25 protein-coding genes are annotated in these 20,717 nt (G+C 42.3%); 11 read left to right on the forward strand and 14 right to left on the reverse strand.

The features are described from left to right. Positions 1–114: 114 nt before the first annotated feature. Complete coding sequence (locus L5M11_RS06625; RefSeq protein WP_263191702.1) at positions 115–723, reverse strand: hypothetical protein; 609 nt, start codon at positions 721–723, stop codon at positions 115–117. Between the two features lie 31 nt (positions 724–754). Continuing rightward, complete coding sequence (locus L5M11_RS06630) at positions 755–958, reverse strand: Cro/CI family transcriptional regulator (RefSeq protein WP_012196666.1); 204 nt, start codon at positions 956–958, stop codon at positions 755–757. A gap of 58 nt (positions 959–1,016) precedes the next feature. On the opposite strand from L5M11_RS06630, the gene L5M11_RS06635 reads away from it, so the two are divergent. Next, entirely contained in the window at positions 1,017–1,739 is a 723-nt protein-coding gene (locus L5M11_RS06635; protein ID WP_263191703.1) for a helix-turn-helix transcriptional regulator, read from the forward strand. A 13-nt stretch (positions 1,740–1,752) separates the two neighbouring features. Next, positions 1,753–3,597, forward strand: coding sequence for an ATP-dependent nuclease (locus L5M11_RS06640; RefSeq protein ID WP_263191704.1), 1,845 nt, complete (start codon positions 1,753–1,755; stop codon positions 3,595–3,597). A 153-nt stretch (positions 3,598–3,750) separates the two neighbouring features. Here the strand turns inward: L5M11_RS06640 and L5M11_RS06645 are convergent, their stop codons facing one another. Both L5M11_RS06645 and L5M11_RS06650 read right to left on the reverse strand, forming a co-directional pair. After that, positions 3,751–4,770, reverse strand: coding sequence for a DUF4868 domain-containing protein (locus L5M11_RS06645; RefSeq protein ID WP_263191705.1), 1,020 nt, complete (start codon positions 4,768–4,770; stop codon positions 3,751–3,753). Then, positions 4,770–5,387, reverse strand: coding sequence for a hypothetical protein (locus L5M11_RS06650; RefSeq protein ID WP_263191706.1), 618 nt, complete (start codon positions 5,385–5,387; stop codon positions 4,770–4,772). The genes L5M11_RS06645 and L5M11_RS06650 overlap by 1 nt, the downstream gene beginning before the upstream one ends. A gap of 527 nt (positions 5,388–5,914) precedes the next feature. Between L5M11_RS06650 and L5M11_RS06655 the strand changes: the two genes are divergently transcribed. The 7 genes from L5M11_RS06655 to L5M11_RS06685 are packed head-to-tail and all read left to right on the forward strand — an operon-like array spanning position 5,915 to position 8,045. Beyond that, positions 5,915–6,268 (forward strand): hypothetical protein, encoded by a 354-nt coding sequence (locus L5M11_RS06655; RefSeq protein WP_263191707.1) that lies wholly within the window; start codon positions 5,915–5,917, stop codon positions 6,266–6,268. Next, positions 6,265–6,525: a pyocin activator PrtN family protein gene (locus L5M11_RS06660; RefSeq protein ID WP_006082040.1), complete on the forward strand. Its 261-nt coding sequence runs from the start codon at positions 6,265–6,267 to the stop codon at positions 6,523–6,525. The genes L5M11_RS06655 and L5M11_RS06660 overlap by 4 nt, the downstream gene beginning before the upstream one ends. 25 nt (positions 6,526–6,550) lie before the next feature. Beyond that, positions 6,551–6,898 carry a hypothetical protein gene (locus tag L5M11_RS06665; RefSeq protein ID WP_011847795.1) on the forward strand — a complete coding sequence of 116 codons (348 nt, stop codon included), beginning with the start codon at positions 6,551–6,553 and terminating at the stop codon, positions 6,896–6,898. A 30-nt stretch (positions 6,899–6,928) separates the two neighbouring features. Beyond that, the gene (locus tag L5M11_RS06670) at positions 6,929–7,222 is read left to right on the forward strand and encodes a hypothetical protein (RefSeq protein WP_259582312.1); all 294 of its coding nucleotides are present in this window, start codon (positions 6,929–6,931) and stop codon (positions 7,220–7,222) included. Further along, complete coding sequence (locus tag L5M11_RS06675; RefSeq protein ID WP_168825293.1) at positions 7,223–7,501, forward strand: hypothetical protein; 279 nt, start codon at positions 7,223–7,225, stop codon at positions 7,499–7,501. Further along, on the forward strand, positions 7,498–7,728 hold the full coding sequence (locus L5M11_RS06680) for a hypothetical protein (RefSeq protein WP_263191708.1): 231 nt from the start codon (positions 7,498–7,500) through the stop codon (positions 7,726–7,728). Before L5M11_RS06675 ends, L5M11_RS06680 begins: the two co-directional genes overlap by 4 nt. Beyond that, positions 7,725–8,045: a hypothetical protein gene (locus L5M11_RS06685; RefSeq protein WP_263191709.1), complete on the forward strand. Its 321-nt coding sequence runs from the start codon at positions 7,725–7,727 to the stop codon at positions 8,043–8,045. The genes L5M11_RS06680 and L5M11_RS06685 overlap by 4 nt, the downstream gene beginning before the upstream one ends. A gap of 67 nt (positions 8,046–8,112) precedes the next feature. Here the strand turns inward: L5M11_RS06685 and L5M11_RS06690 are convergent, their stop codons facing one another. From L5M11_RS06690 to L5M11_RS06725, 8 genes are all read right to left on the reverse strand, one after another. Next, positions 8,113–8,436: a hypothetical protein gene (locus L5M11_RS06690; protein WP_259582316.1), complete on the reverse strand. Its 324-nt coding sequence runs from the start codon at positions 8,434–8,436 to the stop codon at positions 8,113–8,115. 471 nt (positions 8,437–8,907) lie between these two features. Further along, the gene (locus tag L5M11_RS06695; RefSeq protein WP_263191710.1) at positions 8,908–9,459 is read right to left on the reverse strand and encodes a tetratricopeptide repeat protein; all 552 of its coding nucleotides are present in this window, start codon (positions 9,457–9,459) and stop codon (positions 8,908–8,910) included. Between the two features lie 391 nt (positions 9,460–9,850). After that, complete coding sequence (locus L5M11_RS06700; RefSeq protein WP_263191711.1) at positions 9,851–10,381, reverse strand: GNAT family N-acetyltransferase; 531 nt, start codon at positions 10,379–10,381, stop codon at positions 9,851–9,853. Beyond that, the gene (locus L5M11_RS06705) at positions 10,378–10,647 is read right to left on the reverse strand and encodes a DUF1778 domain-containing protein (RefSeq protein WP_012586779.1); all 270 of its coding nucleotides are present in this window, start codon (positions 10,645–10,647) and stop codon (positions 10,378–10,380) included. Before L5M11_RS06705 ends, L5M11_RS06700 begins: the two co-directional genes overlap by 4 nt. A 166-nt stretch (positions 10,648–10,813) precedes the next feature. Next, positions 10,814–11,170 (reverse strand): hypothetical protein, encoded by a 357-nt coding sequence (locus tag L5M11_RS06710; protein ID WP_263191712.1) that lies wholly within the window; start codon positions 11,168–11,170, stop codon positions 10,814–10,816. Positions 11,171–11,256: 86 nt separating this feature from the next. Continuing rightward, entirely contained in the window at positions 11,257–11,586 is a 330-nt protein-coding gene (locus L5M11_RS06715; RefSeq protein ID WP_263191713.1) for an SMI1/KNR4 family protein, read from the reverse strand. A gap of 561 nt (positions 11,587–12,147) precedes the next feature. Beyond that, the gene (locus tag L5M11_RS06720) at positions 12,148–12,798 is read right to left on the reverse strand and encodes a hypothetical protein (RefSeq protein WP_263191750.1); all 651 of its coding nucleotides are present in this window, start codon (positions 12,796–12,798) and stop codon (positions 12,148–12,150) included. A 154-nt stretch (positions 12,799–12,952) separates the two neighbouring features. After that, a complete protein-coding gene (locus tag L5M11_RS06725; protein WP_263191714.1) occupies positions 12,953–13,438 on the reverse strand; it encodes a hypothetical protein in 486 nt (161 codons plus the stop codon). A gap of 955 nt (positions 13,439–14,393) precedes the next feature. On the opposite strand from L5M11_RS06725, the gene L5M11_RS06730 reads away from it, so the two are divergent. Further along, positions 14,394–14,858 (forward strand): chemotaxis protein CheX, encoded by a 465-nt coding sequence (locus tag L5M11_RS06730; RefSeq protein ID WP_105251417.1) that lies wholly within the window; start codon positions 14,394–14,396, stop codon positions 14,856–14,858. A 424-nt stretch (positions 14,859–15,282) separates the two neighbouring features. On the opposite strand, the gene alr is transcribed toward L5M11_RS06730, so the two are convergent. Beyond that, positions 15,283–16,359 (reverse strand): alanine racemase, encoded by a 1,077-nt coding sequence (gene alr / locus L5M11_RS06735; RefSeq protein WP_263142828.1) that lies wholly within the window; start codon positions 16,357–16,359, stop codon positions 15,283–15,285. A gap of 102 nt (positions 16,360–16,461) precedes the next feature. Continuing rightward, on the reverse strand, positions 16,462–17,868 hold the full coding sequence (dnaB, locus tag L5M11_RS06740; RefSeq protein ID WP_105251415.1) for a replicative DNA helicase: 1,407 nt from the start codon (positions 17,866–17,868) through the stop codon (positions 16,462–16,464). Positions 17,869–17,993: 125 nt separating this feature from the next. Between dnaB and L5M11_RS06745 the strand changes: the two genes are divergently transcribed. Beyond that, positions 17,994–20,192 carry a S46 family peptidase gene (locus L5M11_RS06745; protein WP_263185667.1) on the forward strand — a complete coding sequence of 733 codons (2,199 nt, stop codon included), beginning with the start codon at positions 17,994–17,996 and terminating at the stop codon, positions 20,190–20,192. Positions 20,193–20,717: the final 525 nt, after the last annotated feature.

Consider the following 20,717-nt stretch of genomic DNA (forward strand, 5'->3'; position numbering starts at 1 on the left):
ATGTATACGTAACATGTAATCGCCTCTCTTAGGTATTAAGCCCGCGCCTGTCGCCAAACTTTTGCGGGCTTTCTTATTCTCGATAAGTAATCGATGCGTGTTCGTGTACCGTCATCAACAACCCGCCTTACCGCCATGACTCGCTAAATACGGATACGCCAGCTCTAACGCCGCCATGCTCGCTTGCGTGGTCGCCGCCGACTCTTTTAACTCACGGTGCGCCGCCACTAACTGCTCGCGCTTGGGCTCATCGCCCAAATGGATCACCGCCACTTGCGCCTCGGCGTTCTCTTTGGTGAGCGATGCCGCCATATCGGCCACATGCAACACATGTCCATCATTCATGCGGTCTGCAATCACAGTCACCCCAGTGCAACCAAATACATCGTTGAGATACTGCACCCGCAAATGTTCGGGCAGTGCCGCCACCAGTGCTTGCTCAACATGAAACAAGCGATCAACCTGTGGATGCTGGCCCTCGTACTGGCCCAGCCAACGGAACAGCTTTTGGGCATTAATCCGCGCATCGTTGTGCACGTCTTGAGTGCTGGCAAAGCTAATGCCCTCCGCCGCTAATACCTCACTCAGCCCAAGGCGCTCAACCGCCGCAACAAAATCTATCGCCAGCGCAAAGCGCGTCATCTTAGGTAACTCCAACACCCGATGAATCGTTTTCATCAACAAATTCAAACGACTATCTTTTTTACGTGAATGGGTTTTCATGTGTACTGTCCTCCTTCAACCTACAGTGAACCTAAGCCACACTCGCCGACTCAGGATTATCTAAAACAACGACGGGGTTAACTTTGAGTGCGCCATCAGTTAGGCGCTCAATTTGATAAGCGCGCAGTTCGGGAACGTCTTCACCCCACTGGCTAATTGCAGAAGGTTTGATGTTCAAAACCTGAGCTAGCTTGGTTTGAGAACCATAAAATTTGACGGCATCATCTTTTGTCATGGTAGATCTCCACACTGAACAAATAAGTTTTCTTACACAATAGAAAGAAAGGAAACTTATGTCAACAAAAGATAAGATCACTTACATGAAAACACTCGGTCAGCGCATACGCGAAAAGCGTAAAGAATTAGGTATCACCCAAAAAGCACTTGGTGCTTTAGTTGGGGTTTCTGCTGTTGCGGTAACACAGTGGGAAAAAGATGAGACAGCCCCAAAAGGCGCAAATTTATTTGCTCTGGCGAAATCATTAAAATGTGATCTCAGCTGGCTTCTAAATGGACAGGTCGCTTCGAAGCCTGAGTCGAATGCTGAATGGGCTGGCGGTTTTGATCTATGGGACAACGATAGTCCACTGGGTGATGATGAGGTTGAAATCCCCTTTTACGTGGATATCGAACTCTCAGCGGGCGAAGGCATTGCAGAAGGTGTTGAGTATAAAGGTCCTAAGCTACGCTTTGCCAAAAGCAGCCTTAAGCGCCAAGGTGTGAACACGGATCATGCGGCCTGTGTCAAAGTGAATGGCAACAGCATGGAGCCCGTATTACCCCACGGCTCAACGGTGGGCGTTGATACCTCAGCCACCGAAATCGTTGATGGTAAAATGTACGCTATTAATCACGATGGCATGATGCGCGTCAAAATGCTCTACAAACTCCCCGGTGGTGGCCTGCGTCTACGCAGCTACAACCTCGACGAATACCCCGACGAACGCCTCAATGCTAACCAATTAAAACAGGTCAAAGTGATCGGCAAAGTATTTTGGTATTCAGTTCTAATTTAATAAAGAGTTCTCTATGTCTGATGATCTGTACTACTCAGATTATATTTGCGGTTTACGTTTCGAAAAATTCGATAGCGATAAGTTCAAATCAAATGATAAATACTGGCATCTAACCAATCTAAAAAAGATTAACTTTTTTATTGGACAAAATAACTCTGGTAAAAGCAGACTATTACGTTCCACTTTGAGTAGCACAAAATTCGATATTGCTATCGTTGGACAAAATCCACATGAAATAATTACAAATATCGAAGATAAATCTAATGAAGACGAACTCAATTTAAGAGGTATTTACTCAGTAGATATAAATAATTTCAAAAAATTATTAAATAAAGATTTAACGATAAAAAACTTAAAGCAAACAATAATAACTGCAATAGCAAAAAACTCCCATAATAATAAAAAACCATTTGACAATGATGATTTAGACACTTTTACTGAACAGTTTTTAGATAAATATCTAAAAATTGAAAACCTTAAATTCTTTGAAAGCATTAACTTTGATGAATTCGACAAAATTTACATACCACTACTTAGAGGTCTACGCCCTTTGAGTCAAGATATTGATCTTTATCTTGAAAGAACTCAGAAAGATTATTTTTCAAAGTTACCAGGTAACTATTTCGGACCTAAAAACATATTTACTGGCTATACTATTTATACTGAAATTAAAGCAGCATTATTAGGAACACACCTAGAAAGACAAAGAATACGAAAATTTGAAGATTATCTATCCGCAAACTTCTTCAGCCATAATCAAATAACTCTTATTCCTCGTCTTAATGAAGATATGGTTTATTTGAAAGAGGGTGATAAAGAAGAACGTAGGATTGCAGACTTGGGCGATGGTTTGCAGTCAATTATTATTCTTACATTTAAGCTATTTATGGCCGAAAAGCCAACAGCATTTTTCATTGAAGAGGCAGAACAACATTTACATGCAGGAATGCAACGAGCACTCATCAATGCATTTACTCAACACCCAAAACACATGTATTTCATTACTACTCACTCCAATCATTTTATGGATATATCACAAGAACTTGACTGCATTAGCTTGCATCGTGTTTACCAAACGATTGATAATGAAAATGAAGTTAGCTATATCGATAGTCTGTCAGATAAATCTGCAATGCTAGCAGATTTAGGCGTAAGAGCATCTTCAGTTTTACTCGCAAACTGTTCAATATGGGTTGAAGGCATTACTGACAAATTATATTTATCAACATTCATGAATAAATATCTAATCGATTTAGATGAGTCAGTAAAAAAATTAAAACTTAAAAACTATAAAGAAAACCTACATTATATCTTCACAGAATATCAAGGTAGTAATATTACTCATTGGGACTTTAACAATAGCAATCAAACTGAAAACCATCAGACTAAAGCCAAATCACTTACATCTAACATCTTATTAATTGCTGATAGAGATATAGAGCGGAAAGCAGACCTCGTAGCTGTTCTAGAAAAAAACTTGCAAGAAAACTTTTTACTCTTGGATTTTAAAGAAATAGAGAATCATATTCCTGCAATAATTGTAGAAAAAGCAGCAAATAAACGTTGGAGCTCCTTTATCAAAAAAGGGGATGCTGAATTCGAAATATTCGATCTAACACAAAACGTATTACATGTTTCAGAAGGAATAGGTTCTATTTTAGAAAGATATGTAAGTAAAAATCCGAGTGAACGCCTTTTCTTCAAAGATAATGGCGGAACAATAAAAGATAAAGTAAAATTTTGTCATACTGCTATTTCTATTATGGAAGATCCTGCTACCGAATGGAAACTCACTCCAGAGCTAATAAAGTACTGTGAAAAAATTTGGGAACATATTGAAAAATGCAACCCTAATTAACTTAAATCTTAATAATATTCATGGCTATAACTCTGCTAAATAAAATTAGAAAACTTTCATCTTCTGGTAAAGAAATAATTAATATTTCAAAGCTAGCAGCAAGCCAAGTAATCTTACTTGCCGCATTTCTTTGGATTAATCATAACGCTAACTCTAGGTAGCTGGATTAACAACACTACCACTGTCAGTCGCATAGTATTTTTTTGTTGTCATACCTTGTTTATAATAATCATTAAGTAGCTTTAAGAAATGTTTACCATCCAACTCAGTTTCAATAACGATTTTCCCTTCATCATTGGTCTTGAATTCTTTACCTTGGAATCTTTTAAGTACCTCATTCATTGATTGGACTTCATTATGATCAAGCGTAGTGTGATTACCTTTTTCAGCTATATGTGCAAGAGTTTTTCTTAGCGATGGTTTATGCAACATTGCCTGCTCAACAATTTCAAGCCCTTCAACTAAGCCAAAGTCCTTAATTATATTTAGCGTTTTTTGTGCAGCCTCGGTAAATTCAGCTTCAAGCCCTACTATTGACTCAAAGCTCTTTTTATGGAAAACATAAAATTCGCTTTGAATATATATACAGTCAATTTTGTCATCAAAACTTACAATTTTTCCATCAAACTGCTTTAATTCACCACCAGTTTTGTCGAACATCGCTGATATTTTTTGAATCATGCCTTGTGGTTCATTTGTAGTGACTTTACCTTTTCCAATTTTTCTAAATGAATATGTAAAATCCTGTCCTTGCTGCACTTTTATGCAATAGGCCCATAAGTCATTTTTTATATCAGATAAATCCGTAAGCTCAGGTATTTTACTTGATATCATGTTTATATTTATAACACTAGCAAATGATATGGCATTATTCATCGCATAAGTGTAAATTTTGTTATCAATATCGTCATCGATAACAGTATACTTTTTCATCTCAATGTCATCTTTTGAGGCATGGGACAAAATTTGATTAGATAGTGTAGCTCTGAAAAATTCAGCTATATCAGGTGATATTGGCGCTTTTACCAAATCAAAATCATATTTATCTGTGAGCGTTGCGCTTTGGCGCATCCCTGCTTTTAAGTGACGTGTCACAAAATAAAGTGATACTTTCGATTTTTTATCTTCTTTTAAATCTTCTGCATACTCTAAAAGCTCTTCTAATTTTAGCATTAACTTTCCTTTATAGTTTGGGCATAAAATAGTTTCGGACCAACATCTTCAATGTCGAGTATGTCATCTTCATCTAAATATCTTGATGATGTTAAGAACATCCCACTTCGTTTCTTGCTACTTTCAATGTCAAGATAAGTAACTTGATATAATGTGTATTTTATACTTATTGTTGGATTTATCAGTATCATACTTGAATTAATATAGATCAAGCACGTTACGATCAATAAAGTAGTGATTGAAATCACATTAGTTATCACTGACAAGTCTTGAAACACAAATGGAATGATGTAAGTGAAAAGGTAGCTAATGGATTCACTATTTTTATTTTCAATATCTATTACCTTTACCGTTCTGCCACTGGTACTACATCTACGCTTTACATTACTTAAAAATATAAAGAATCCAATTACACCCATAACTGATAGACAAAAAAGTACAGATACTGCGCCAAAGTATTTACAGAAAATAGCTAAAGACTTAAGCGAAAAACCACCCCAATTCAGATAGTTAGAATAATTAAAAACCTGTACAATGCACATGATAAAAAATAGTGGTAGGTAGGATACAATAAAAAGCGATAGCCTCGCCCCTAGCTGTAGTCTATTTTTTCTCATATTCGCCTCTAGCGTACTGTATGTAAAAACAGTATATCAGATTGTAAAAACAAACTCTTACTCATACGAAAATTATCGCATTTATTATTAGCTAACTTTCGTTCCACGCTGTGAAGCCCTCTTCATAAAGAACTTGAACCTCACAAAGTCATCTACTAGGGTTACATACTGCTCCGCAACTAGAAGACTCTCGACTTTTTTGATCCATCTATTTCAATTTCAAGCCCAAAGTTACCATTTGCTTCATATTCTTGAAGAACTAGCTTACCGTCTATATTGCATTTATTGATTGTGGCATTCGTACTTTGCATCGACGTCAATATCACCATCAAACAAAAAATAGTATAGCTATAAAATCCTTTTAAAATCACTATAAAACCCTCCTTTGTTCAATCGCTTACTCTACATTATCACTCGTTCAAAAGACCATCAAAGCAAAAAACAGTATAAATAAGTTTACTTTTTAATTGACGATAAAGATAAGTTAACTTATCTTTAGACCTGTACCCACTATCGAGGACAGGGAAATGATTCTAGCGAAAGTTCACACCACACCTAAGCAACGCGATGAGTTTCGTCTACTGGTTGCAATACGTTTTGCCTGCTTGATGGCGCTAGCCAAGGGCCACACCGACCCAATGGATTGCCCACGGGTGCAAGCCCGTTGCGCCGAGCTGGTCAAGCATTTTGCCTATCACCACCCAAGCCCTGCGTTTTACCGCCAGTTCATCCGCCACACAGGTGAACTCGGGCTCAACTTCTGCCTGCGCTTTACCGAGCCCCAACAAGGTTTGTACGGCAAGGTGATGGTGTGGCGTAACGAACAGGCGGCCACTAACGTGCATCCGCTGCAATTCACCCAAGCGGAGCAACCAACATGAAAGGCATCAACACCGCGTTTTTGCTTATGGCCCAGTTCAACAAAGTGATAGTGCCACTGGATCAAATCAGCAAAGAGTATTTTGGCCTCGAACCGCGTACCGCGGCCAACTATGCCAAAGCCGGCCGCTTGCCCTTAGCCGCCTTTCGCACCAGTAACAGCAACAAAGCGCCTTGGATGGTCAATGTCACCGACCTTGCCGAATACCTCGACAAGCAACGCGACGCAGCCAAGCAAGATCAAATCAACTTAGCGTAATCAGCGGCTCAGTGGGGAGGTATCTATGTTTTTTGTTTACGGCGTGTCCATGACCTTAGCGAAAAATCAAGCGGCCAAAAAGTGCAGCACCTCAGTAGGCGCGCACCCTAACCGCCGTCAACTGAGCCCCGACGAGTACCAAGCTAAGTTGAATGATATGGCGCAACACTTGTTTGAAACCATGAAGCCACAACGCCTGTCGCATTCGTTATCGACGCCCGCGCTGTGCCAGCAATATATCGTGTTAGCCATGACCCAAGAAGCCCACCGCGATGTGCATATTCGCTATCACAAGCTGTCGGACAAGGTGAACCCCAAAACCAAGAAACCCATCATCAATCTGGTGGTGTTTAACGGCGAAGCCGCAGCTTAGCCCTGCTGATTCAAAAGGAAGGAATAGCGTATGAACCATTTACTCCCGGGCTTTGAATCACAAGAGCGCGTTGCGTTATTGCTGTCACTTACCCGTATTAGTTCGCCCGAGGTGATTGCCGCATTAACGCTGCATTACACCAGCGCCCTACCCGCCGAACGCGCGGCGGCTCGCCACGGCATTGAACTGTCAAACTTTATGCGCGGGCAAAAGAAGCTAGAGCAAATCGCCGCCACGGTCGAGGCCATTAAAGCCATCGACTGGGCCAAGCTGCAATCGGCTCATTTGCAATCAGACCCTTTGCAACCGAAGCAGGTGGCCTAAATGACTCAATCAGCGGCGTTTCGCCATCTGCTAAATCATTACCGCAGCCATAAGTTAAGCCTGTTACTCAAGGCTACAACGGGCGACAGCATCAAAATCGCGCTAGCACTCGGCGCGTTAGATTGTCTGTACTGGCAAGCATTGGGCAACGGCTTAACCAACCTCGCCAAGGGCATTAGCCGCACCATAGTGTATTCGTACCGATATCACCCAATGCGACTGCCCTGTCATCCGCCAGTCAGCCAAACAAGCGACAACCAAAACAAGGAGGCGGCATGAATACGTTCAGCACTAAAGCGGGTGTGGTCACGCTATCTAAGCCCTACTTCACCTTGATGTGCGATCAACAGCAAATCGAAGTGAAGTACACCCCCAATAACTACCACGGTTGGGGCATTTGTAAGTCTTTTAACGCCATCGAGTGCAGCGACTTCGGCCAAGCCGACGCCGAAGTATTCGCACTCAACGCAGAATCAAAACTCAGGATAAAAGGAGAAACAGCATGAACCCGATACAAGCAGCAACAGTAGAACGTGAAGAAGGTTATTGGACCCATCCAGATATGCCCGAGTGGGATGAAGGCGTAACCCGCGCAGAGTGTGAAGCATGGGCAGCCGAAAACGGTGGCGAGTTTGTGGCGATTTGGTTTGAAATGGATGCCCCTGAAAACCTCATCGAGCGCTACTTTGACGAGGGCGATAACGATATCAGCGACTGGCACCCCGTTTGCGACAAAGCCGGCTCATTCTTACTGAGTGTTCACGACACCGAAGATGGCCCCGTCGCACTGTTCTTTGCACCTAAGGACAAGGAGGCGGTGTGACGTCCAAAGCATCGCCCCTGCGAGGTCCTGCCCCACAGGGGCGATGCTGCCTTTGCTTGTTAAATGCTTATACTTTGATGGTGCCATTGGACCACCCCTCTACTAGCTGGCCAATATTGGTTGCAACCTTTTGAAACCTACCCTCAATTGGATAGAAAGCCCAAACCCCAGGCTTATGGATACGGTAACAAAACTCAATACCATCAGCACCGGCATGACCAATAACCAAGTGCTGATGTTCATTGCTTATAGTGACATCAGTTAACGGAAGCACTAACTGCAAGAAAGACTGCTCATCATAATGGCCACCCTCGTACCTTGATAAGTACTCAGCGCAATCATAATTTTCATCTAAGAATCTCTTGGCAAACACTCTGATTCCTTGGGGCATTTAACGCCCCAATAAGGGGCTGATAATGCTTGGCTAAACTGTGAAGCGGAGCGAAACTGAGCCAAGCTTTAGCAGTCCCGCACTTAATTGGCTTGTTAGGTGTATTATTGCATGCACATTATAGAATCCGAACTATAACTACCATGTTGTTTTTTATAATGTATTTCAAAGTTTTGACCACAAACATTACTATCTACAAAATTTTCACAGAAGAAATAATCCCCGTCGTGATTTACATACCAATGCGTAATGTTTTTTTTATTTTTTGATTGCAATGACACTGGAATGTCTATCACCTTATTCCAACCGTTAAGATCAAACTCACACCCTTTTGGTGGAGTTGATGAACAGCCAATTAAAACAAAAGAAAGTAATGATATTCGCCACACTCTAGATACACCTAACATGGAAGTGAGCGGCCTGCGCGGCTTTTCGCGCAGGTCCGCTCGACTGCAAGATTATGTTTCACGTTCACCGGAGCGCCTTTGCCTTTGCTTCAAAGCGAGCAGCAAGATCACTATCGGTGGCACCAGCAGCTAAGTGCCTACCATATTGGGACAATACCTCGCTGGCGTAAGCCTGTTCACGCGGGGAAAACTTTTCGGTCAATGGGAGCACACGCTCAAGATAACGGGCGCCATCGGACCACTTGTCTTGGGCGGCGAGGCTAACAGATAACTCAAGAAGACGACGACCGATCTTTTGTTCGGAAGGAACAGGCAACTTATCTTCTATTGCCAACGATTCCTTGAACAGTTGTTCGGCCTCTCCGAACTTGGATATACCCCGCTTGATACGGCCGAGGTTGTAAAGCGCCTGAGATTTTAGCTCTGGGCCGAGGTTGCCCCAATCGGTATTTACCAGTGCTCGGTAGCAAGCCTCCTCAGCAACATCGAGGCGGCCGTTACTTTCGGCAACTGCGCATGTTTCTGAGTAATTGTCGAAAGTAGCGCGGTTGATCGGATTGGCACAGGCCCCAAGAAATACTGCAACCAAGGCTGCTACTGGAAATGAATAATTCATGCGTGCTCCAGTGAAACATAACGTCTTAAAAGTGCTCACACGCGTTTACCTATTAGACCAGTAAAAACGCGCATAGTTAATTACTTGTAATAAAAGAAAGTTATCAGTTCTTTAACAAAGAAACCATGCAGAAAAACACTGTTGCGCGAGTTCTAAACCTATTATCTCAAGCCGCGTTTCAATAAGTCATTGATTAAAAATAGTATAAACTGGAATCAGCCCTATAAGTGCGCACAACTATATTTGGTTATAATCCGTGAAATGTGATCAAATCGAATAATACTGTATACATAACAGCATCTAAGACTGAGTTGTTATGAATACAAAAAACAGTTTCTATGCACGAATGTGAGGAATAGGCAGCACGACAGGTAAGGCGGGGAGCTAGTAGTTAAGTGAATAACTGACCGACTGTTTTCATTGGAATAAACATTCTTACACGACCGTTGATTTCACAAAGAACCTCGAAACCATACTTAGCGTAAAATGATTCAGCTTGGCCAGTTAAACAATCGACCACAATGGCATAAGCTCGCATGTGAGCGTTAATTTCCCAAAGATATTCTAGCGCTTTGATTAAGCTAGCTTTACCTAACCCATTACCATGAAACTCTTTATGGACAGCAAGTTGAGCAAGCAGAAAGACCGGAATGGGATAGCGTGGTAACTTTTTACCCATGGCTTGCGGCAAGGTATCACGGCAAATTGAACTTGGTGCGATAGTATAAAATGAGCAAATTGGGTATTTTTGATTGGGTAATGGCGTAGCAGCAGGTAAAACCATTGTGCGGCTAATACCTGCTTGCATGTGTTTCGCTGCTTGAGTTTGGATAAAATCGTTTAACTCTGCTTCGCCACAGTCAAATGATGCTCTATCGTGTTGTGATTTATCCAATTCTTTAAAAGTCTTGGAATAACTCACTTAAACTCACCACGTTTAGTAAATGCAGCCGCTTCACGCAATGCCTTGTTCGGGGCCTTAGCCTCATCACAAGCCATTATGAATTGGTCGAATACATCAGCTTTAACAGTAATGCTTTCGTGCTCAGCAATCACCTGAGTTGAATCTTCGTCCATTAAGCGAACAACGTATTCAGTTAAGCTTTTTAAACCAAGCAAAGCCGATGCTTTCTCAGCCTTAGCTTTGATCTCTTCATCCAAACGGATATCAAGTCTTGCAGTAGCCATAATACCTCCTATCGTACGGAGTTAATCCGTAATGGATTGGAGTATAAAGTTTAAACAACCACAGCGCAACTTGTACGGACACAGTACGGATTCAGTTTTTAGATTTGTGGGGGCTAACGCTTCGAATATGCAGCGTGTTGTTTACGTTTAGACCACAATTTGTTTATTAAAACTCCCTTACCCATAAAGGTGAACACGCTTTGTACGAGTGGTCTACTTGCATTAATTCATCTTTTTCGTTGAAAAAGAAGCTAATGCCCTCGATTATTACAGACGATGCAAATTTTTTATCGTCCCATGATTGGTGATTATATTGTTCTTTTACTTTCTCAATACCTAATTTGGATTTTGCAATCATTAAAAGCTCGTCTTTAGAAAGTGAGCTGTTCACAAATTGGGATAAAACAAAATTATCACGCTTTAATTTAGGGTGAGCTTCGATGGTGTAACTATTCTTAATGAACCAAAAAATGAGGTAAAAATTCAATAGCAAACTGAGAGAGAACAACACTTTTAGTAACATATACACCCATCCCTGATTAGTAGTTCTAACGCCCGCATTTGCGGCAAATTGGAGCACAGCGGAAATTTGTCCGAAACATGCGCTTGTTAGGGCTTGCTCTTGATGCCGAATTGCTTAGCAAACTCGGGATCAATCCAAGCCGACTCTACCTGGCCAGGCTCTAGTTCAACTTCTTCGGGAGCAAAACACCTAGAAACAAAATCATTTACTGACTCAGAAAGAAACTCGTAATCTCCTGTTTCGTGATCCCAGAAGCACACAGCCTCGTTAAGCAAAACGAAATAGTTACCGCAATCGTCTTCGGCAAGGACATTCGAAGTTGATAAGACTTCAGGGAATGGCTCCTTGGCATTTCGGATTATGCCGTACTCAACGCAAGTTTCGCTTTTGAATACTTTACCCAATGCTCGATTCATATTTGAGCCCTAACGCCGCAATAAGCGGACAAGTAATAGTTGGCTAAAATGTGAAGCGAAGCGAAACCTAGCCAACTGTTACGGGTCCGTTCTTAATTACCTTGTTAAGCTGCTAACTTGTTGTAAGCGAGTAAATAACACAGCCAAAAATTACAATTGATGAGAATGAACAAAACAGTTTAAAAGCGTTGGATAACTTCTTCCAGTTAAAACCAAGGATTAAAAAGTATGGGATCCAGACAATTGATGAATACATCCACATTATGCCAATGATCAGATTACCTTCATGGCTCCTTGGGTTTATTGTATCAAGGGTAACTAAAACTCCATGGATGCAATAAAATGCGGGATAAAGCAGAGTAATACTTAAGATTATCATCCATACTTTTGTACTACTCATCAGTGTCAAATTCCCTTTGCAACTTAACGCCGAGTTCAGCGGCGGGTTTTAAGTTGTAGTTTTATGGAATACTTTTGCGCAGCAAAACCATAAAACCGCGTGTTTAAAACTGTCCAGCGCAGGCACGAAGTGCCGGAGCGACGCTGGAACAGCTTGTTATGTTAACAATTTAGTGGGTCTATTCCTATGCTTCGCACATGTAAAAATCCTATAGGTTCAATAATATATTTTTTACCATTTATAATAATGGATGGTAACTGGATAGAGTAGTTTTCCAATTTATACTCAATATCTCTTGAAAAAATACTTATTGACGCACCAGAATTAAAATACTTTTTACCGAATAGTGTGTTATAGCCGAAAAAGGTATTACCACTTATCTTTGATGTTGGAATTACACGGAGATATTCATCCTTATTAGTGGACTCACCAGAATTAGCATTTGAAATATTATCTGTCCGTGTGATTAATTCAGTAATTTTTACATTCCACATTTTGTTTATTGTATTGTCAGTAATGACAATTTCGTCGCTCTCAAATTGAAAATATGTTCCAGATGGAGCATGAATTGAAGCTGTAAAATGAAAATTATTAAACCTCTCGTTTTTTGCAGAACTAGAGCTAGATACTACGAGCTCAACTCCCCCACTAAGCTGTATTGATATTTCATCCGCAGGGCCAGAGCTTCCGCAGCCACTACTGTGTGTAACTCCTTCGCTATATATTGGCTTGTAGTAATCTCTAACTACAGGCGCACACGAGACAGATATTATTGAAAGAGAAATTATAAATACACATTTTTTGAAAAGCATATATGGCACACAATTTCCTTGGAAACATAACGTCTTAGTGCGCATGCGCGTTAACCTCATTAGCCAGTAAAAAACGCGATACAGCTAATCAACTGTAATACATGAAATTTATCAGTACTTTACCAAATACACAATCAGGAAAAACGTACATGCACTATTTTAACTCGTCTTTAAGCTGCTCAATCTGCCGATCGATAGATGACACCAGCGTGTCGGCCTCTTGCGCTGCAGCGACTTGTTCCTGAGCTAAGCTTTGCTGCCACGTTGCACCGGCTAAGTTGTTATTCGCATACTGTCGACTTTCACGCAGATTACGTAAGCGCTGATCACGCGCCGCAATCACCCGCTTACGATCACCCTCAAGCCGAGTGATCTCTCGGGCAATGCGTTGTTTTTCGATATAGGTACTGATTTCTTTTTTCTTATCAGAAGTCGCGTTTGAACTCACGCTTGATTGAGAAATGCTGTCACTGCTTTTAATAAAGCTACCGACACCACTTAAATCAACTGGCTGACTGTTTTCATCGCAAGGATCGGCCTGATATTTTCCATCAGCACATTTATAGACTTCGGCAAAGGCCGAAAAAGTAGGACCGCTCGTTAACACCAGCGCGAGTATTATTAAAGATTTTCTATCCATAGATCACCTCAATGTTTATTGAGTAATCATATCACCAGCGGGGAACCATAAAACAACTTTTTAAAATCGGTGATCCTATAGTGAACCACACTTTTAACCACTTTATATAAATCAAATGGTTAAATTAAAATCTTACCTATCCAACATGGGCGCAATGGAAAAGGTTCTATCGATTGGAATAGTTGATATAACTGGGGTTTTACTCATTTTAGATTGAATCATTACACTCACATTTTAAGCTGTTTTTACACATTTGTGCATTTGTCTAATTGCCGGGCATCCTGTGAGGTATCCCAAATTATAAGATTGAGCGCTCAAGATGGTGTTCCCAGTAATTGACCTGAAAACACGTACTGAACAACACACTACAAATGCGTCGTTAGGGTGAAGCAAAAAGTGAGACAGTTTACAGCGAACATCGTACTTTTACAAAGTCAGCTAAGACACTCAAGGCCAAGACGCCTTTTTGATAGCACTCCACAATGCCGAAAATAGCCATATAAAATGGGATTACGTAAGACGCGATGGGATAGAGAATTGAGTAGCAACGCCTTCTCACAAGTTCAAGTGCAAATAAAAGTCGAGTTACTCCATAAAAAGACTAAAAAACTTTGCAGCATCGGCACTCATGAGCCACTATGAATGGGGCTAATGCAGCCCATTTTTGTGTGTATGAGACGTAAAACAACGCTATTTGACGATAAGCGTCTTCCAAGCAAACTTATGAACCATCTACAAAACGGTCTAAACAATAAAGGACACGGTTATATGGAGCTTTAGCGGCCTATAACTCAGATAAATGATAAGAATATCTTTAAATTAGCCTCACATTTATAGCTGTCTCATCTAAGCTGATAGAGTGTGATCAAGATTGCTGTCGATAAGCAACTTTTCTAATAGCCTTAAGCAATGCCATTACTCCATGGTTTAGGCTCAAAAGAGGACAAACTTAGGCATGAACGTTAATTTTATTAATCCTTTCCTCCAATCTTTGCTCAATGTCATATCTACGATGGCGAGCATGGATTTGACGCCGGGCAAACCCCAAATCAAAGTAGATAACTTAGCTAAAGGTGATGTATCCGGCCTAATAGGTCTTGTTGGACCCCAAACAAAAGGATCACTGTCGATTACCTTCGAACAAAAGCTTGTTTTGCAGATAATGCAGAATATGCTGGGCGAAAACCCGGGTAAAATTAACGAGGAAGTGACTGACTTAGTAGGCGAAATTACGAATATGGTGACTGGTGGCGCAAAAAATCTTTTGGGTCAAAAAGGCTATGAATTTGAAATGGCCACTCCTATGGTCGTATCAGGAAAAGGCCATACTATTTCCCATAAAGCTAATGGCACTAAGATTATCATGCCATTTACAAGCCCGCATGGTACTGCTTATATTGAAATATGTTTTGAAAACTAATAGCTTAAATGCATCAAGCCAGTCAGCTCAAAATACATTAAATATCCTGTCGCTCTGGATCTTATGTTTCATTCGCTTTTTTAAAGCCAGATAACAAAGATCAGAACAGCTGGTTTACCGTAACCTGAATTGAGATATTTTTATCGTCTATTTTGCCGCCTAACACCAGTTCAGCACAGCTTCATCCTCAGGTCCAAAACATATTGCGTCGCCAACGGTGAACTGCAAACCACTATTTCGCTTATCTCAGCCCTACAGGTTCGACACTTCTCTCGCTAACAAATAACTATAATTCATAGTGTTATTTGCAGTAACCATTCGTGTAGAGGCAATTATTCATCCTGACACTTTACATAAAAGAAAACGGTGTTTAATCACCGTTTTCTTGCTAAAAAGTGTCCCCAAATACTTCCATTTGTCAGGGTTAAGCTAAGCAAACCGCAACCCTTGGGGTGAGCTTAGTGACTAATTCATAAGCGATAGTACCGATATGTTCAGCGACTTCTTCAACGGGTAATGCTTTACCCCACAACAAAGCACTGTCGCCAACCTTATCTTGCGCATCTTGGCCTAAGTCGACAGTCAACATGTCCATAGAGACGCGGCCTACTATGGGTACGCGACGACCATTGACCCACACGGGTGTGCCTTCCGGTGCATTGCGAGGATAACCATCACCATAGCCAATCGCCACGACACCTAAACGGGTATCTTGCTTCGCGGTCCAGAAACAACCATAGCCCACTGGCTGATTGGCTTTATGATCCCGTACCGCAATCAACTGTGATACCAATTCCATCGCAGGAACTAGCCCGTGATTCGCACCGCAATCACCAGTAACAGGAGATACACCATAGAGTGCGATACCAGGACGGATCCAATCGCCTTGGCTCTGAGGCCAATACAAAGCACCAGCAGAGTTTGCTAAGGTTCTAAATCCGGGCAAGCCTGCCGTTAACGTATTAAAAGCCGCCATCTGTACTGAGGTATAGGTGTTTTCAGGCTCGTCCGCACAGGCAAAATGTGTCATCAAATGGATCGGTTTTGCCACATTGGGACAGGCCATTAACCTTGCGTAAACCGTTGAAAATTGTTCGGGCGTAAAACCTAAACGATGCATGCCTGAATCCACTTTAAGCCAGACAGTGACAGGTTTTGACAACACAGTTTGCTCTAACATTTCAAGCTGAGAGCTGTGGTGCACTACAGTGTCAATATCATGCCCGACGAGTAACGGGAGATCGGTGGCACGGAAAAAACCTTCTAGTAACAATAAACGCGCTGTCACGCCGCCCGCTCGTAATTCTAAGGCCTCATCCAATCGTGCTAGGCCAAAGCCATCGGCATTGACTAAACAATTAGCGACATTCAATAATCCATGACCATAACCGTTCGCTTTAACGACGGCCATCACACGACTCGCTGGTGCCTGTTGACGCAACGCAGCGAGATTGGTTTGCAGTGCACTACTGCTAATTTCTGCACGGGGAAAAGGGTTCAAAATTTACCTTGTTTACTCAGGAAATAAAAAGTCACGGATATAAAAAATACATCAATACAGCTCATCTTCTGCAAACGCAAACTGACTGTTTTTAAACGTCAATTAATCTTCTTCAAACTGCGGCCCAGCATAATTATCGAAACGCGAAAATTGCCCTTGGAAAGTGAGCCGCACCCGACCAATGGGGCCGTTACGTTGCTTACCAATGATGATTTCTGCCGTGCCTTTATCTTGAGAATCGTTGTTATACACTTCATCGCGATAAATAAACATGATGAGATCCGCATCTTGCTCGATAGCGCCCGATTCACGCAAATCCGAGTTAACAGGACGTTTATCGGCCCTTTGTTCGAGCGAGCGGTTAAGCTGCGACAGGGCAATAATCGGGATTTCCAACTCTTTGGCTAATGCTTTCAGCGAGCGTGAAATTTCAGAAATTTCTAAGGTACGGTTATCTTTTAAGGCGGGCACCTGCATTAACTGCAGGTAATCTATCATGATCATAGATAAACCACCGTACTCACGGGCAATACGACGCGCGCGGCTGCGAACTTCTGTCGGGGTTAATCCCGAACCATCATCAATATACATTTTGCCTTGCTCGAGCATGATACCCATGGTCGATGAAACCCGCGCCCAATCCTCGTCATCGAGTTGACCAGTACGGATCTTAGTTTGATCAACACGACCCAAGGAGGCCAGCATACGCATCATAATCTGTTCGGACGGCATCTCGAGACTGAAAATAAGTACGGGTTTATCTTCATTCATTGCGGCCTGTTCGCACAAGTTCATCGCAAAGGTGGTTTTACCCATAGAAGGACGCGCCGCAACGATAATCAAGTCACCGGACTGGAAGCCAGCGGTCATCTTATCCAAATCGTTAAAGCCACTCGATACTCCAGTCACACCGTTATGGGGGTTATTGTAAAGCTGTTCAATCTTATCGACGGTTTTTTCCAGAATGGTTTTGATACCTTCGGGACCTTCATTAGCATTGGTTCGCATCTCGGCGATCTTAAATACTTTACTCTCAGCCAGGTCGAGTAATTCACCCGAGTCCCGACCTTCTGGGTTATAGCCCGCATCGGCAATCTCATGCGCGACGCGGATCATGTCACGAACGACAGCACGTTCACGGACGATTTCAGCGTAAGATAAAATATTACCCGCACTTGGGGTATTTTTCGCAATCTCACCTAAATAGGCAAAACCACCGGCATCTTCTAATTGGTTCTCAACTTCGAGCTGTTCAGAAACAGTGATCAAATCGATCGGTTGCCCTAAATCGACCAATCTGTGCATGGCAGAAAAGATCATCTTATGTGAGCGAGAGTAAAAATCCTCTTTTACGACAGCCTCTGCGACCCTGTCCCACGCTTCGGCATCTAACATCAAGCCGCCTAATACCGATTGTTCAGCCTCAATTGAATGCGGTGGCAGCTTGAGTCCATCAAGCTGCAAATCTCTTGGCTTACTTTTAGGCTTAAAAGCACCTTGTTGTGACATTAACGCTCCCGATTTCCAACAACTTAACAAAATATGATATAAAACCCGCGTCAAGCAAACAGGATGTTTACACTCGCCTGTTATTTCATTCCAACGGACACTCTAACAATCAATAAGGAAAGAACATGCGTATTGCATTGGTTGCGGCCTTAGTACTGACATCCGGCATAGCAACTGCCGACGAAGGACAATGGCAACCTTATCAAATGCCTTCAATTGCAGACAAACTCAGTGAACGCGGAATCGATATTCCGGCAGAAAAACTGGCCGATCTGACAAGTTATCCAATGAACGCCGTGGTTGGGTTGGGCTATTGTACCGCCAGTTTTGTCTCCCCCCAAGGGCTAGTTGTGACAAACCACCATTGTGCCTACAAGGCGATACAATATAACACTAAGCAAGAGCATAACTACCTAGAACAAGGCTTTTTAGCAACATCGATGGACAAGGAGCCCTCTGCCGGTCCTAACGAACGTTTATACATCACAGAAGCAGTGACCAATGTCACCGAGCAAATCAATAAAGACCTCAGCCAAGACCCGCTAAGTCGTTACGAAGACATTCAAAATCACAGTAAAGCGCTCATCAAAAGCTGTGAAGCCGATGCTAACTATCGTTGTAATGTGCGCAGTTTCCATAACGGCTTAGAATACTACTTAATCAAGCAATTGATGATCCGCGATGTGCGCTTAGTCTACGCACCACCTGAAAGTGTTGGGGGCTATGGTGGCGATATTGATAACTATGAATATCCACGCCATTCGGGTGATTTTGCCTTCCTACGGGCTTATGTTGGTAAAGATGGCAAACCTGCCGCGTATAGCGACGATAACATTCCTTACCAACCAAAGAGCTACCTTAAGGTCAATGCCGATGGCGTAAAAGCCGGTGATGGCGTGTTTGTGGCGGGTTACCCAGGCACGACTAGCCGTTACAATCTGACCAGTGAACTTAAATTTGCCAGTGATTGGTTGTACCCAACCCAAGCTAAGCGCTATCAATTACAGATTGATACTATCGAGGCTATGGGACAAAAAGATGCCGATATCGCCATTAAGTACGCAGGTAATATGGCCTCAATGGCCAACCGGATGAAGAAACTCAACGGCCTATTAGCGGGTTTTAAAGCAACGGATATCATTGGCATTAAGCAAAGCCGTGAAGATAATTTTTTAGCTTGGCTTAAACAAAACCCTAAGCTAAATCAAAATCTCATTGCTGAGTTAGAAGTGTTACTCGCCGAGCAACAACAAGCATTCCAAAGTAATTACTACTTTACCAATGCTCAATCTAGCACATTGTTAACCGCAGCAAACAGCCTCTACCGTCTTGCTAAAGAAAAACAAAAGCCCGATGCCGAGCGTGAGCAAGGCTACCAAGAACGTGATATTGCTATGCTAAGCTCACGTCTTAAACGTATCGATTCAAGTTTTGATGTCACTGTTGATAAGACTTTGTGGCTACAGGATTTAAATGCTTACCTTAGCCAATCAAATCGCGTAGCAGCACTCGATGAGATGCTAAATGTGAACACGAAAGATGCCGATCTCGCAGCTAAACTCGATGGTTTGTACTCACTCACTACGCTCACAGACCAAGCTAAGCGCCTTGCGTGGATGAATGCCGATGCTAGCGCTTTCGAAACCAGTGCAGATCCCTTTATTCGTTTAGCCGTAGCACTTTACGACACGAATATGGCACAGGAAAAATCAGAAAAAATCTTAGACGGCAAGCTATCTAGTGCTCGCCCTGATTATATGGCGGCTGTGATCGAATACTACAAAGCAAACAACTGGCCAGTCTACCCTGACGCCAACGGTACGCTACGGATCAGCTATGGCATGGTTGATGGTTATCAATCACGTGATGCGCTCTATAAACAGCCGTTTACTCGTCTTGATGGCATAGTCGCAAAACACACAGGCGTTGAGCCCTATAATGCGCCGAAAAAACTCCTCGATGCGATTAGCGAACAACGTTTTGGCGATCATCTGGTGAAGTCGGTTTATCAAGATCCCCGAAGCTGGATTTGCAGACTCTTCTCTTGTTTAGATAAACCAGAGGAATTTAACTCAGTACCGGTTAATTTCTTATCCAGCGTGGACACCACAGGTGGTAACTCTGGTTCACCAGTCTTCAACGGAAAAGGTGAGTTAGTGGGCCTTAACTTCGACTCAACCTATGAAGCTATCACTAAAGATTGGTTCTTCAACCCAACCATCACCCGTGCAGTGCACGTGGATATTCGCTATATCCTGTGGATGATGGATGAAGTGGACCATGCCGATAACTTAATCCAAGAATTGGATTTAGTGAGAAATTAATACTCTGAGCCAAACACGGATTTAACCCATCTAGTCAAAAGCCGCTCACTGTCATGACAGTGAGCGGCTTTTATTTGGGCTAGTATTTTAAAGGCGGATACGCTTTGAGACTGAATGAGTAGACATATCACTTGCCGCATTATACCAATCGTATTAAATATCTGTTAATTCAGCGGGAGTTCAAAGCGCTTTAGACAAGGCGAAGGCTTGAAGGCATAGTGGTGCTCTGTCGAAAGCCTTAAACGCAGTATAAAGCGCTTTGCCATGCCGTTAACATCAGCCGCCCTTCGGGAGCCTCACAGGTATCCCACTCCCGTGTTGCATTGACTTAAAAGGGAATAACCATTTCTGCGTCAATGCGCCTTGGATTGAGATGCCTGTGAGGCTCTGAACTGATTAGATATTTAATGTGATTGGTATTAATCCATAGCAAACCAATATCAAACCATATTGACCACAGCTAAATACTGAATTTCAGCCATAAAAAAACACCGCCGAAGCGGTGTTTCTCTTAAGATTAAAGCA

This window comes from Shewanella sp. SM87, assembly GCF_025653705.1.
Taxonomy (GTDB): Bacteria; Pseudomonadota; Gammaproteobacteria; order Enterobacterales; family Shewanellaceae; genus Shewanella; species Shewanella oncorhynchi.

Coding starts and splice junctions, on each gene's coding strand:
- L5M11_RS06685 (WP_263191709.1), top strand. CDS start 7,725: ATGAACCCGATACAAGCAGCAACAGTAGAACGTGAAGAAGGTTATTGG.
- L5M11_RS06720 (WP_263191750.1), bottom strand. CDS start 12,798: ATGCTTTTCAAAAAATGTGTATTTATAATTTCTCTTTCAATAATATCT.
- L5M11_RS06695 (WP_263191710.1), bottom strand. CDS start 9,459: ATGAATTATTCATTTCCAGTAGCAGCCTTGGTTGCAGTATTTCTTGGG.
- L5M11_RS06665 (WP_011847795.1), top strand. CDS start 6,551: ATGTTTTTTGTTTACGGCGTGTCCATGACCTTAGCGAAAAATCAAGCG.
- L5M11_RS06655 (WP_263191707.1), top strand. CDS start 5,915: ATGATTCTAGCGAAAGTTCACACCACACCTAAGCAACGCGATGAGTTT.
- L5M11_RS06650 (WP_263191706.1), bottom strand. CDS start 5,387: ATGAGAAAAAATAGACTACAGCTAGGGGCGAGGCTATCGCTTTTTATT.
- L5M11_RS06625 (WP_263191702.1), bottom strand. CDS start 723: ATGAAAACCCATTCACGTAAAAAAGATAGTCGTTTGAATTTGTTGATG.
- L5M11_RS06635 (WP_263191703.1), top strand. CDS start 1,017: ATGTCAACAAAAGATAAGATCACTTACATGAAAACACTCGGTCAGCGC.
- L5M11_RS06725 (WP_263191714.1), bottom strand. CDS start 13,438: ATGGATAGAAAATCTTTAATAATACTCGCGCTGGTGTTAACGAGCGGT.
- L5M11_RS06640 (WP_263191704.1), top strand. CDS start 1,753: ATGTCTGATGATCTGTACTACTCAGATTATATTTGCGGTTTACGTTTC.
- L5M11_RS06715 (WP_263191713.1), bottom strand. CDS start 11,586: ATGAATCGAGCATTGGGTAAAGTATTCAAAAGCGAAACTTGCGTTGAG.
- L5M11_RS06670 (WP_259582312.1), top strand. CDS start 6,929: ATGAACCATTTACTCCCGGGCTTTGAATCACAAGAGCGCGTTGCGTTA.
- L5M11_RS06730 (WP_105251417.1), top strand. CDS start 14,394: ATGAACGTTAATTTTATTAATCCTTTCCTCCAATCTTTGCTCAATGTC.
- L5M11_RS06645 (WP_263191705.1), bottom strand. CDS start 4,770: ATGCTAAAATTAGAAGAGCTTTTAGAGTATGCAGAAGATTTAAAAGAA.
- L5M11_RS06630 (WP_012196666.1), bottom strand. CDS start 958: ATGACAAAAGATGATGCCGTCAAATTTTATGGTTCTCAAACCAAGCTA.
- L5M11_RS06745 (WP_263185667.1), top strand. CDS start 17,994: ATGCGTATTGCATTGGTTGCGGCCTTAGTACTGACATCCGGCATAGCA.
- L5M11_RS06660 (WP_006082040.1), top strand. CDS start 6,265: ATGAAAGGCATCAACACCGCGTTTTTGCTTATGGCCCAGTTCAACAAA.
- L5M11_RS06690 (WP_259582316.1), bottom strand. CDS start 8,436: ATGCCCCAAGGAATCAGAGTGTTTGCCAAGAGATTCTTAGATGAAAAT.
- L5M11_RS06710 (WP_263191712.1), bottom strand. CDS start 11,170: ATGTTACTAAAAGTGTTGTTCTCTCTCAGTTTGCTATTGAATTTTTAC.
- L5M11_RS06675 (WP_168825293.1), top strand. CDS start 7,223: ATGACTCAATCAGCGGCGTTTCGCCATCTGCTAAATCATTACCGCAGC.
- dnaB (WP_105251415.1), bottom strand. CDS start 17,868: ATGTCACAACAAGGTGCTTTTAAGCCTAAAAGTAAGCCAAGAGATTTG.
- L5M11_RS06680 (WP_263191708.1), top strand. CDS start 7,498: ATGAATACGTTCAGCACTAAAGCGGGTGTGGTCACGCTATCTAAGCCC.
- L5M11_RS06705 (WP_012586779.1), bottom strand. CDS start 10,647: ATGGCTACTGCAAGACTTGATATCCGTTTGGATGAAGAGATCAAAGCT.